This is a genomic window from Lacihabitans sp. CCS-44 (genome assembly GCF_024343735.1).
In the GTDB taxonomy this organism is placed as follows: Bacteria; Bacteroidota; Bacteroidia; order Cytophagales; family Spirosomataceae; genus Leadbetterella.
In genome coordinates this window covers 177863-190238 of sequence record NZ_RJUE01000059.1, presented here as the reverse complement: position 1 = coordinate 190238, position 12376 = coordinate 177863, and the positions used below count along the sequence as shown (strand labels likewise).

Genomic DNA, 12376 nt, shown 5'->3' with positions numbered 1-12376 from the left:
AATTAGTATTTTGAAATGGTAAGAAATGAAGAGCAAGGAGGAAATATTTATTAATTCCGAAACCAGAATCTCGCAGATTTTGAATGGATTTAATGCAGCTTTTCCTTTTTTAAGAATAGAAATTTATAAAAAAGGAGAGGTAATTACGCTAGATCACAGAGATTTTAGGCTTTTTGAGATAGCAAGTATTAAAGCCCCGCAAGACTTTTTGGTTCATGGAGAACTGAAAGTGAGTGAAGTTGAACAACTTTTTTTGTCGAAACTAGGCTTGAAAGTAGCTATTTTTAGAAAAATGGGTACCTCAATTGTAGAAACCACATTTACAAGCCAATGGACTTTGAATCACCAAAATAGCAAAGGGGAGGAAATTTACTTTGCAATTTGACTATATTTTAGATTTCGACAACAACTCTTCCGATTTGATTTCCTTTTAACATTTTTTCAATCTCAACTCCTACATCTTCGAGTCTAATTACATGGCAAATACTTTCAAGATTTTCTGGTTTCCATTCATTCGATAGTTTTTCCCAAAGGTACTCTCTCCAAGTAATTTCTGCTTCAGCAGAATCAATACCAAAAAGTGCCAAACCCCTTAAAATAAACGGAAATACGGTTGTATGAAGATTGGGCGATAAGGCCATTCCGCAAATTGAAACTCCTCCGTTTGATTTTACAAGTTTTAATATGTTTTCTAAAACCGTACCACCAACAGCATCTATTCCACCTGAAAAAATTGGCTTAAGTAATGGCCTGTCGGTGTCTTCGAAACTATGAATGATGTCTTTAGCTCCAATTTGATACAAAAACTCCTTAGCAGATTCTTTTCTTGAAAAAGCGACCGTCTCTATACTAAGTTTGGCCAGAATCATAATAGCCAATGACCCAACACCACCTGTAGCACCGCTGACAATCACAGGACCGCTAAGTAATCCATTTTTCAGGAGTTTATCGATGCACATGGCCGCAGTGAGGCCGGCTGTGCCATACATCATGCTTTCTTTTAATGAAAGTCCAGCTGGTTTGTTTATTGCCCATTTGGCTGGAATGGATATGTATTCAGAAAACCCGCCCGAGGTGTTCATGCCAAGGTCAAATCCCGTAACAATTACCTCATCACCAACCTTAAATTTTTCCGAATTGCTTTTAGCTACTATTCCTGCGGCATCTATACCGGGTGTATGTGGGTATTTTTTTGTGACGCCTTTGTTGCCCGTTGCAGAAAGTGCGTCCTTGAAATTTATGGAAGTATATTTTACCTTAACCAAAAGGTCATTTGGAATTAAAGAATCAAGGCCCGCTTTCTCAATGGTTTGAGAAAACGAGCCATCTTCAAGTTCTTTAACTATTATTTTTTTGAAACTTTCCATTTGGAGTAGTCTAATGCAGCTTTTACAAAGCTTATAAACAATGGATGCGGCTGCAAAACGGTACTTTTCAACTCTGGGTGATATTGCACGCCAATGAAGAATTTCTTTGTTGGAATTTCAATTATTTCCACCAAATCATTTTCAGGGTTAGTACCACCTATAAATAAACCATTGGCTTCAAAATCCTTACGGTATTTGTTGTTAAACTCCCAACGGTGGCGGTGCCTCTCTGAAATTTTAGATTTGCCATATATTTTTTTGGCAAGAGATTTATCTGTCAATTTACAATTGTAAGAGCCCAGTCTCATGGTGCCTCCTTTGTTCTCCACATTCTGCTGATCTTCCATTAGATCAATAACAGGGTATTCGGTATTTTTTTCCATTTCTGTAGAATGGGCTCCCGACCAACCTAAAACGTTTCTGGCATATTCTATAACGGCCATTTGCATACCTAAGCAAATACCCAAAAACGGTATATCGTTCTCTCTTACGTATTTTACTGCTTCTATTTTTCCTTCAATTCCCCTTTCTCCAAAACCAGGAGCCACTAAAACTGCATCAAGGTTTTTAAGTTTTTCTTCAGTGCTTCCCACAACCAAAGATTCAGAGTGTATCCATGATATTTTTACTTTACAGTTATTTACAGCACCTGCATGTATAAATGATTCAATGATAGATTTGTAGGCATCTTTCAGCTCAACATATTTACCGATTAGGCCTATAGTTACTTCATGTTCTGGTTTTTTAAGTCTTTGCAAAAACTCTTCCCACTTTTTCATGTCGGCGTCGTGGTCGTTGTACACGTCAAGCATGTAAAGTACCCGCTGGTCAAGTTTTTCTTTCTTCATCAACATCGGCACTTCATAGATGGTTTTAGCATCCATGGCCTCAATTACCGAATTTATTTCTACGTTGCAGAATAGTGCTATTTTTTTTCTTATCTCAGCAGGAAGATGGTGTTCTGTTCTGCAAACAATTATATCTGGCTGAATACCAGATTCTTGAAGTTGTTTTACCGAGTGCTGTGTTGGTTTGGTTTTGAGTTCTTCGGCTGATTTTAGGTACGGTACTAAAGTAAGGTGAATAGTAAGCATGTTTTTTTCACCCAATTCCCATTTCAATTGTCTTACGGCTTCAATAAAAGGCAATGATTCTATGTCTCCTACACAACCACCGATTTCAGTAATTATGATATCATATTTACCGTTGTCTCCAAGAAGTCTGATGTTCCTTTTGATTTCGTCCGTAATATGAGGAATTACCTGAACCGTTTTACCAAGAAAATCTCCTTTACGCTCTTTACTCAGTACATTGTAGTATATTCTACCAGTAGTTACATTGTTGGCTTGAGAAGTTTGAACGTTTAAAAAACGCTCATAATGACCTAAGTCTAAGTCAGTTTCTGCACCATCATCAGTAACATAGCATTCACCATGCTCGTAAGGATTGAGGGTTCCTGGATCTACGTTTAAGTAAGGGTCAAGTTTCTGGATTGTTACCGATAATCCTCTGGCTTGTAGAAGTTTGGCTAATGACGAAGCGATAATGCCCTTTCCTAATGAGGAGGCTACGCCACCTGTTACAAAAATATACTTAGTTTTCTTTTGTTTCCCGCTCAATGGCATCGTATTAAATGATTGATTACGGGATACAAAGTTAGGAATATTTGGCTATGCCGAGCATACTTTTAAGAATAAAAATAAACAAAAAACTTAATGGCTTAGAAACTACAACATTATAATTCACAATCATATGAAAAATTTTCTGATTGTGGTGAAGGTCTATTATTTATTGTTCGTGTGTAATCTACTTTATTCGGAAATCCTAGGTTGTTGTATTGGTACTCGTAACTATAATTTATTTTTTCTAGGCCTTTAGTTACAATAGCACTTTTCACATTGTTTGTGTTGATATAATGCGTAAAGTTCAGACCACCGCTTAGTAAAGAATATACCATGTAATAACTTAAAAGATTGCCTAATTGCTGATTTTTATAGGGCGAGGGCTTGTCATCAAACTCAGTGTTTTCTAATATTGTTTCCCATTCCCCACCTAAAAATGCACTTATATATTTTACATTTCCGTTGGCATCATACGTAAATCTTGTGTCTACTTTGTCAGGAAATGTAGGCCAATTCAAAACCAGTTGGTCAATTTTTCCCATGCTGTTGTAACTAATAGTGGTTGGATAACTAAATATTTTTCCTTGGCTATCCGTTCCTTCAAATGTAATTTTGTTAAGGAGTCCTTTTGCATCTATGTCAAAAAGGGCGTATGCACCTTTATTTTTTGAATGTATGGCTTTTGAAAGTTTTCCAGAAGTGTATATAAATGTGTCGAAGTCGTTAAATCCTAAGATATTCTGTAATTTATCGTCCTTAAATATATATTGATATTGTTGACCATCAGACCTAGAGTTGGAAAGGATTTTACAGTTTTTGTTAATCTCTATTGGTTTTTCGATTCCTAGGTCTTTGGTTCCGTCTTTTTCACAAGCGAAAAGTGAAAAAAGTAAAATTGTTAAGTGAAAATATTTTTTTGGCATTATGGTATAGTTATTACCAAGATACTATGCAAAAATTGTGCTAAAAAAAACCTGCAAAGAGTTTTTGCAGGTTTTTTTATAAAAAATTTCAGAACGAATTACATCATTCCGCCCATTCCGCCGCCACCGTGCATGTGACCAGCTTCTGGTTTGTCTTCTTGAATGTCACAAACTACAGCCTCAGTAGTCAACAATAGACCTGCGATAGACGCAGCGTTTTCTAGTGCCAAACGCGTTACTTTAGTAGGGTCAATGATACCCGCTGCAATCATGTCTTCGTATCTGTCGTCACGAGCATTGTAGCCATAAGCTCCTTTGCCAGTTTTTACTTCTTGTACTACTACTGAACCTTCGCCACCAGCGTTAGCAACGATAGTTCTCAATGGAGCTTCGATAGCATTTCTGATGATGTTGATACCAGTTTTTTCGTCTGGGCTAACGATTTCGATAGCATCCAAAGCTGCTTGAGCTCTGATAAATGCTACACCACCACCAGCTACGATACCTTCCTCAACAGCCGCACGTGTTGCGTGTAACGCATCGTCCACTCTGTCTTTTTTCTCTTTCATTTCTACTTCTGTAGCTGCACCGATGTAGATAATCGCAACTCCACCTGACAATTTAGCCAAACGCTCTTGCAATTTCTCTTTGTCGTAGTCAGAAGTAGTGCTTTCTATTTGAGCCTTGATTTGTCCAACTCTTCCTTTGATTTCAGCTTCTTCGCCACCACCGTTGATGATCGTTGTGTTGTCTTTGTCAACCAAAGCTTTCTCACACTGACCCAACATCGTGATTTCTACGTTCTCCAATTTGAATCCTCTTTCTTCAGAGATTACTGTACCACCTGTCAAGATAGCGATGTCTTCCAACATAGCCTTACGACGGTCACCGAATCCTGGAGCTTTCACAGCACATACTTTCAATGCACCTCTGATTTTGTTAACAACTAAAGTAGCCAAAGCTTCTCCGTCAACATCTTCAGCGATGATCATCAAAGGACGACCAGTTTGTGCAACTGCCTCCAATACTGGAAGTAATTCTTTCATTGAAGAAACTTTCTTCTCAGAAATCAAGATAAACGGACGATCCATTTCGGCTTCCATTTTCTCAGTGTTTGTTACGAAGTAAGGAGAAAGATATCCTCTGTCAAACTGCATACCTTCTACTGTTTTTACTTCAGTTTCAGTACCACGAGCTTCTTCTACAGTGATAACACCTTCTTTACCTACTTTGTCCATAGCGTCAGCTATCATTTGACCAATTTCGTGGTCGTTGTTAGCAGAGATGGTAGCTACTTGAGTGATTTCTTTAGAAGTAGTGATTGATTTTGACTGAGCGTGCAATTCTTTAACGATTGCAGTTACAGCTTTCTCAATACCTCTTTTCAATTCCATTGGGTTTGCACCAGCAGCTACGTTTTTAGCACCAATAGTGTATATGGCTTGAGCCAACACTGTGGCAGTAGTAGTACCGTCACCCGCTTGGTCAGCAGTTTTAGAAGCAACTTCTTTAACCAACTGAGCTCCCATGTTTTCTATAGAATCAGCCAATTCTATTTCTTTGGCTACAGTAACACCATCTTTAGTAATAGCTGGTGAACCGAATTTTTTGTCAATGATTACATTACGACCTTTTGGTCCTAAAGTAACTTTAACGGCGTTGGCCAATGTGTCAACACCTCTTTTTAGTTTATCTCTTGCGTCTGTATCGAAAAGAATTTGTTTTGCCATTTTCGTATTTTTTTGGTTGTAATCTGTCTATTAAAAATGAAATTAAACGATTGCGTAGATGTCTGATTCTCTCATGATCAAATACTCTTTACCGTCTACTGTAAGTTCAGTTCCAGAATATTTGCCATACAATACTGCATCACCTACTTTTACCGACATTGGCTCGTCTTTTTTGCCTGGTCCTACAGCTACTACTGTTCCTTTTTGAGGTTTTTCTTTTGCTGTATCAGGAATAATAATTCCGAAGGCTGTTTTCTCCTCCGCTGGAGCTGCCTCTATCAAAACTCTGTCTGCTAAAGGTTTCACGTTTACTGACATAATACTATTTAAAGTTTAAAGATTATTTAATTTTATCTGCAATGCCTAAGAACAATTACTAAGCCAAAGGCCAAGTAGGTATATTTTTACTGACATTTTTTCAGGTTTGTCTGCCAAAAGTAAATTTTGAAGAAAAAATAAGGACAAATTTGACAGTGCCAAAAATGGTAATGTGCGTTCAGAAGGGCTTAGTTTTTCAACACGTTGTCATCAAATGCCAAAGGTAAAATTGCTTTGGAAGTTTCGAAAACGTAGGTTTCTCCACCTATTTTGTGTAAAATGATGCGTAATGGAGACTTTTGCTTCATTTCCATTTCTACGATTACTTGCCTGCAAAAACCGCATGGCGTAACCGGTTCTGCGGTGGTGGTATTGGTGGCGGTAATGGCTATTGTTTTTATTTTTTTGTCAGGGAAATTGGCATGAACGTAGTTTAAGACGGTTCTTTCGGCACAAGTTCCAGACGGAAAAGCTATGTTTTCTTGGTTATTTCCTGCGAAAATCTCTCCGTTTTCAAGCTGAACAGCCGCCCCAACTGGGAATTTTGAATAAGGTGAATAACTCAGTTTTGCAATTTCTATCGCTCTGTTTATAAGAATTCTGTCTGTTTCAGGCATTTCCTTCGTATTTGCAAAAGCACTGTAATCTATATTTATTGTTTTTTTTACCATGTGAGTTTTTTTTACCGCTAGGTCGCAAAGTCGCAATTATTTGTCTCTTTGTTTTCTTAGATAATTTAATTGGTTTAAATAAAATTGTTAAGGACTTTTTCTATCATTATTTGTACAGACTTTTTATAATCTTGAGAATATTGACCCGAAAATCTATTGGCTATAATACAATTTATCGAAATGGCTTTGTGTCCCAAAAGTTTTGAAAGACCAAAAATCGCCGAAGTTTCCATCTCGAAATTGGTGATTTTTAAGCCATTGTATTCAAATTTTGAGAGTTTTTCGTTGAGCAAACTATCTTGCACATTCAATCTCAAAACTCTACCTTGGGGTCCATAAAATCCACAGGCTGTGGCTGTAACTCCCGTGTAAAAACCTAAATCTTTGGCTTTTTGGATTAAATCAGCATCGCCTTCTACCAAATATGGCCTCGATAATTTTGTACTCCATTCTGCTTCTTCGATAAACTTTTCTACGAATGGATTATAAGTAAAAGCCTCTGAGTTTTTATAGAAATGGAGCAAACCGTCCATGCCTAAACCATGCGTACTTGCCAAAAAGCTATCTACTGGTATGTCTTTTTGTAAAGAACCTGATGTGCCTAAACGTATGAAAGTAAGTTGCTTATGGGTATCTTTTATTTGTCTTTTTTGCAAATCTATATTCACTACAGCGTCCAATTCTGTCAGAACAATGTCTATATTGTCAGTACCCATGCCCGTCGAGATGACCGTAACTTTTTTGCCATTTTTGGTGCCGGTATGCGTAACGATTTCTCTTTTTTGAGTCTTAAAATCTACGGTATCAAAAAAAGCAGAAACTGTAGGCACTCTGTCGGGGTCGCCCACCAAAAAAACAGTGTCTCCCAAGTTCTCAGGCAGAAGATTGCAATGGTACAAACTGCCGTCGGGATTGAGTATGAGTTCGGAAGCTGCTAAGGTTTTGGTCATCGCTGAAAGAATATTTTTACGTTTGCTGAAGTTTTGATGTAATCCAAAAAGTAAATTAAAGCACAATCTGTGAGCAATGCAAGCAGGGTTTGGAATATTGTTGGGCGGGAAGGTTTCTCCTTTAGTTTCGATTTAGTTATATAATAATTATCTGGATTTGAAAAGAAGAAATATATTCACATTAGTGATGGCGATTATTAGGGTATTGGAAAAGGTGAGATTGAATTGGTTAAACTATAATATCAGATTGGAAAACCTCACTTTCTAGCTTTGACATCGGGAAGATGTAGAAGGTCTAAATAAAATTAAAAAAAACTTTGAAGTTTGATAATTTTTCACATCTTTGCGTCCAACCAAAATTAATTAAAAATGACAAGTTTAAATGATGTTAACACTAAAACGAACCATATTAAGAAAGAAGATTTAGATGTTCTAGATATTATAGCAAATGCATTTAATGCTCTTTCTGATATTGAAGGAATACCTTATAAAGTAGGTTATCAATTAATAGAAATCGCAAGGTTGTTTATTGAGGATAATGAGCAACTTTATAATAAGGTAATACTTTACTTAGGGAAATATTCCTCTGTGGAATATGGTTACCATGACGAGTTTTTTGGAAGGGAATTTAAAAAAGATTTACCAAGATTTTTATCAGAAATTAGGTCAGGTCATTTATAATTAAAAATTGAGTTATTCAAATCAAACTAACAATCTAATGAAAGTAAAAAAGGAGTCATTTCAACTTTATCGCTCTGATCATGCTTTCTTTTTCGAGGTAAGTAATTGTAAGTTTGGCCTTCTTTATGAAGTTTCGAATCATGAATACTATAGTGCAGAAATAGTACCAGAGGATTTAAATGATTTTAATAAAATAAAAAGCAGGTTTAAAGAAGTAGGGTTCAGAGGTTCAGATTGGCTGTTAAATAGTTTATTCTTTTCTTATTTACAAAAAATGTCTGTTTATGATGTGTTTGGGGATGTTTGTCCGACAGATTTTCCTTTATATGATGTAAAGAAGAGATTAGTCATGACATTTAAAGAGGAGTACTTGAAAAATAATAAGAACAAATATTGGGGTGATAAGATTGATGTTTCTGGCTGTAGCAAAGATAGATTTATATTCCCTAAAGATTATGAATTTTTATGGCCAAGGTGTCAGCCAGGACAAGAAAAGACTAGTCAGTTTATCAAACTTTCGCAATTTGAGATTGAAAAACCAGAAATCTATGATGAATATCCAAGTTCGTCTTATGCCTTTGATGGTGATGAAAGCTTAAGAGATGAACATTTTGAATTTTGAAATTTTAAATGCTCTTCAATATGTTCCGATAGGTCATGTGGAAACTGGATAAATTAGGATTTCCAATCCAATTCTCAAAACATTCCTCACCTCGCAATATCCATCCTCCAATACACCAGAGTTTCATCGCTGGAGTAGGTCACGAAATTGTTTTTAAGAAGTACATTGGCGGAGGCAGGGTTGTCTTTTTCGGTGGAGGCCAAAACGGCGTTTAAATACGGTTTAAACCAATTGATAATGCCTGAAACGGCCTCTGACATAAAGCCCATGTTTCTAAAGTTCTCATAAGTGCCATAGCCAATTTCTACTTCACCTAGCTCGTTGGGCTCGCCTATGAAACACAAATCGCCCACCAAACAGTTTTTGTCTTTCCAAACCATCGTCCAGAGCGTAAAGAAAAGGTGATTCTTGAGTGGATTGGCCACGTTGGGCATGATAAAATACTCTAGGGCTTCCATCAAATCGGGCGAAATTTCTCGTTTGGCAGGCTTCACTTTGAGTTCTTCTTCTAAGGAATTGTCAAGTTTTATGTATTTTTCGAGTTGTCTGTGGTTTAGGGGTCTTAATATGAGTCTTTCGGTTTCAATCATTCTCTTTGGTGTTCAATCAACGGCCTGGTAAAATTAGAGGAAAGATTTTAAATCTGCTTCACAAAAACATCAGTTCCGTTATTTTTAAAGCCCATTTCTTTGAGATATTGTTGATGGGCGGGTGTCATCCCTGTTGCAGTTAAAGTTTTTATGCCAGATTTTTGAAAGGTGTCTGTAAGGAATTCATACAGAAAACTGCCATTTTTAAAATCTCGGTATTGAGGAGTCACAAAATCCAAGTCGATGCTTAAAACACCATCAGATTCTTTATGTGCCAAAAACAAACCCACCAATGCCATGTTTCTGGTAATGAAGTAATTGTATTCTTTGTTACTCAGGTTAAAGTCAAAGTCTGGACTTATTTTCTCTATTTCTTTTTTGTAAAAGTTTACAAATTCATTCAGAAGCGATTCCTTTTCAGAGGTTTTGATAATCTTGAATTCGTCTTTTTTAGAATATATTTTATACAAAAAGTAGAGGTTTATAAAAACGATGGCACTGTTGAAAAAACATACAGGCCAAGCTTGTATCAAGAACCCATAAGCAGCAAAAAGTGCTGAGCCCATGAGGTTTGTCCACCTGAATTTGACAATTGAGGACATCACTAAGGAAATAGCCACAATCAAGGAAGCTGCGTAGCCAATCCACTCAAAAAAGTTTATTTGCATCCGTTTTTGGTTAATTTCAGGAAGGAAAAAGACAATTGGTTTGACGGCAATGTTCTTCGGTCTTTGGCCTTACTCTACCACTATTTTATTGTCACGGTCAATATTAGTTCTGGTATCAAAAACGAAGTCCACGAATTTAGCATCGCCAGCTTCGCCTTTTACAAGCACTTTTGTTCTGCCAAGTTCTAGGCCGTCGGCATCCATTACTTTCATGGTCACGTTTTTATTGATTTTTTTATCAAAAATCAAGTAAACATTCAACACATTGTGTCTGCCTCCTTTGCTTCCCAAAGTTATTTTTCCTGTCGATAAACCTCTGGTTTTAAGGTTTTCGGATAAGTCAATTTTGATTTTTGTGGCCTGCTCTATACCCGATTTTACACTTTTTGCAATAGTTGCGGCAGACTTGCCTACAGTTTGTCCTGCGTCAGCAAGTTTTTCGTTTCCTTCTTCTGTTTGACAAGAAAACAAAGTTGTCAGAGCAAACAGTAAGGTTATAAGTAGTTTTTTCATCTTTTATTATTTTTTTTACTGATAATCATTCATTTATGACCAAAACCAAATATTGATCTTTTATAGCTAAACGGCTAATTTTATTTTTTGGTAAATTTGGAGGCAAAGTTAGCATTTTCCAAGATTTAGTTTTTTCTTCAAAAAAGAAAAGTTCCTCATTTTTTGTGCCAAATAAAACGCCATTTTTATCCCAAGCATTGTATTGTTCAGATTCTACCAAAGCATCAGCATAATCTGAAATCGTCTGATTTTCTGGATTCAATAGTTTTATTTTCCAAGTTTCTCTATCTTTTTCAACAAAACTAAATGCCTTTTTGACAGACACATAATGCAAAGACCTTCCTATATCTTTTCCAAATATCTTTCCAGATTTTGACTGATTTTCAAATAATTGTAAGGTATTAGGTTCGCCCAAAACAAATGTAATCAACTCATTATCGGGGCTCCAGGCGTGATATCCAATCTTACCTGCTTTTTGCGATTCTAATATAATCTCTGACTTTTTAGGGTTTTTTATCGAAAATTTCACCAAGTCTTGGTCTCCATTAGATTTTCTTTGAACTATGCAAGTAAGGTTTTTTTTGTCAGGAGTTACGGTAGGAGAGTATTCAGAGTCCTCCGTATTAGTGATTTGGCTTAGTTTTTTTGAATCATAATTGTATGACCAAATGTCAGTTTGACCATCTTTTTGTGAGCTAAAATAAATCAGGGATTTGGTGGGGTGAAAACTGGGTTGGTTGTCGTAACCATCTCTATTTGAGATATTTATTGGCTCTTTTATAGAAAAACCATCAGGCATTTTTTTGATTTCAAGCAAGTATATTTCAGTACCCTTTTGGGCGAATGAGATGACTTGAAAATAAAGGACAAGAAATAGTATTTTCATAAATTTTGATTTCACCACAATTAATGATTGAAGCATTTTTCAAAAATACTATTTTAGATTGATTAGTAGTGAATTTTCTCTCAAGAAAAAGCTGCATTAGCCTTTACTTTCACCAAGCCATTTTATTGGTTTGTATTTTAATCCAAAACCCGTTTCTGTCTTACTTTTTATATAAGAAATAGCCTCATCTACATTGTTTGTAATCAAGAAAAGACGTTGGTCGTCAGCCGAAATCGTTTTCTTCTCTATCATAGTTTTTATGTGCTCAATGATTTTTGAATGAAAACCATCATCAAAAATTACCACAGGAAATTTTTCTATTTTACCTGTTTGAATCAATGTTAAAGCCTCGAAAAATTCGTCTAATGTGCCAAAACCACCCGGGCAAATTACAAAGGCATAAGAGTATTTTATGAGAAGTGTTTTTCTGACAAAGAAATAATCGAAATCCATCCATTTGTCGAGATACGGATTGGGTTGTTGCTCAAATGGTAAAACAATGTTGCAGCCCACTGATTTTCCTCCGACATCTTTGGCTCCACGGTTGGCGGCTTCCATTATTCCCGGACCACCCCCTGTCAGAATTGTAAAGCCAAGACTCGCTAAGCCAGCCCCGATTTTACGGGCATCTTGGTAGTATTTGTTGTCTTCAGTAAATCTGGCCGAGCCAAAAACAGTGACACATGGCCCAACAAAATGAAGTGTTCGGAAGCCGTTGATAAATTCTCTGAAGACTTTAAAAGTAAACTTAAGTTCTGTCCATCTTGATTTCGGACCATCTAAAAATTCTATTTCTGTGTGAGGACCGGCTCTCATTTTATCGTAAATTTTGTTG

Annotated in this window: 15 protein-coding genes; 3 read left to right on the top strand and 12 right to left on the bottom strand. The window is 36.4% G+C overall.

Features of this window, described 5'->3' with window-relative positions; genetic code table 11:
* Positions 1 to 25 precede the first annotated feature (25 nt).
* Complete coding sequence (locus EGI26_RS14215; protein ID WP_255079287.1) at positions 26 to 385, top strand: hypothetical protein; 360 nt, start codon at positions 26 to 28, stop codon at positions 383 to 385.
* Positions 386 to 392: 7 nt separating this feature from the next.
* Here EGI26_RS14215 and EGI26_RS14210 read toward each other — a convergent pair whose 3' ends face one another.
* The 7 genes from EGI26_RS14210 to EGI26_RS14180 all read right to left on the bottom strand — a co-directional run bounded on the left by EGI26_RS14210 (position 393) and on the right by EGI26_RS14180 (position 7581).
* On the bottom strand, positions 393 to 1367 hold the full coding sequence (locus EGI26_RS14210; RefSeq protein ID WP_255079286.1) for a YhdH/YhfP family quinone oxidoreductase: 975 nt from the start codon (positions 1365 to 1367) through the stop codon (positions 393 to 395).
* Entirely contained in the window at positions 1346 to 2992 is a 1647-nt protein-coding gene (locus EGI26_RS14205; protein ID WP_255079285.1) for a CTP synthase, read from the bottom strand. The genes EGI26_RS14210 and EGI26_RS14205 overlap by 22 nt, the downstream gene beginning before the upstream one ends.
* A 110-nt stretch (positions 2993 to 3102) precedes the next feature.
* Positions 3103 to 3912, bottom strand: a complete 810-nt coding sequence (locus EGI26_RS14200) for a hypothetical protein (protein WP_255079284.1) — start codon at positions 3910 to 3912, stop codon at positions 3103 to 3105.
* Positions 3913 to 4010: 98 nt separating this feature from the next.
* Positions 4011 to 5642 (bottom strand): chaperonin GroEL, encoded by a 1632-nt coding sequence (gene groL, locus EGI26_RS14195; RefSeq protein ID WP_255079283.1) that lies wholly within the window; start codon positions 5640 to 5642, stop codon positions 4011 to 4013.
* Positions 5643 to 5684: 42 nt separating this feature from the next.
* Complete coding sequence (groES, locus tag EGI26_RS14190; RefSeq protein ID WP_255038473.1) at positions 5685 to 5960, bottom strand: co-chaperone GroES; 276 nt, start codon at positions 5958 to 5960, stop codon at positions 5685 to 5687.
* Positions 5961 to 6148: 188 nt separating this feature from the next.
* Positions 6149 to 6667 carry a cytidine deaminase gene (locus EGI26_RS14185; RefSeq protein ID WP_409035371.1) on the bottom strand — a complete coding sequence of 173 codons (519 nt, stop codon included), beginning with the start codon at positions 6665 to 6667 and terminating at the stop codon, positions 6149 to 6151.
* A gap of 38 nt (positions 6668 to 6705) precedes the next feature.
* Positions 6706 to 7581, bottom strand: a complete 876-nt coding sequence (locus tag EGI26_RS14180; RefSeq protein ID WP_255079281.1) for a nucleoside phosphorylase — start codon at positions 7579 to 7581, stop codon at positions 6706 to 6708.
* Positions 7582 to 7950: 369 nt separating this feature from the next.
* Between EGI26_RS14180 and EGI26_RS14175 the strand changes: the two genes are divergently transcribed.
* Together EGI26_RS14175 and EGI26_RS14170 are read left to right on the top strand one after the other, a co-directional pair.
* Positions 7951 to 8262 carry a hypothetical protein gene (locus EGI26_RS14175; RefSeq protein WP_255079279.1) on the top strand — a complete coding sequence of 104 codons (312 nt, stop codon included), beginning with the start codon at positions 7951 to 7953 and terminating at the stop codon, positions 8260 to 8262.
* 37 nt (positions 8263 to 8299) lie between these two features.
* A complete protein-coding gene (locus EGI26_RS14170) occupies positions 8300 to 8884 on the top strand; it encodes a hypothetical protein (protein ID WP_255079278.1) in 585 nt (194 codons plus the stop codon).
* 86 nt (positions 8885 to 8970) lie between these two features.
* Here EGI26_RS14170 and EGI26_RS14165 read toward each other — a convergent pair whose 3' ends face one another.
* The 5 genes from EGI26_RS14165 to EGI26_RS14145 form a co-directional block, all read right to left on the bottom strand.
* Entirely contained in the window at positions 8971 to 9474 is a 504-nt protein-coding gene (locus EGI26_RS14165; protein ID WP_255079276.1) for a GNAT family N-acetyltransferase, read from the bottom strand.
* Between the two features lie 47 nt (positions 9475 to 9521).
* Positions 9522 to 10142, bottom strand: a complete 621-nt coding sequence (locus tag EGI26_RS14160; RefSeq protein WP_255079275.1) for a hypothetical protein — start codon at positions 10140 to 10142, stop codon at positions 9522 to 9524.
* A 69-nt stretch (positions 10143 to 10211) separates the two neighbouring features.
* Positions 10212 to 10655: a hypothetical protein gene (locus EGI26_RS14155; RefSeq protein ID WP_255079274.1), complete on the bottom strand. Its 444-nt coding sequence runs from the start codon at positions 10653 to 10655 to the stop codon at positions 10212 to 10214.
* A gap of 25 nt (positions 10656 to 10680) precedes the next feature.
* Complete coding sequence (locus EGI26_RS14150; RefSeq protein WP_255079273.1) at positions 10681 to 11541, bottom strand: hypothetical protein; 861 nt, start codon at positions 11539 to 11541, stop codon at positions 10681 to 10683.
* Between the two features lie 96 nt (positions 11542 to 11637).
* Positions 11638 to 12357, bottom strand: coding sequence for a TIGR00730 family Rossman fold protein (locus tag EGI26_RS14145; RefSeq protein WP_255079272.1), 720 nt, complete (start codon positions 12355 to 12357; stop codon positions 11638 to 11640).
* Between the last annotated feature and the right edge of the window lie 19 nt (positions 12358 to 12376).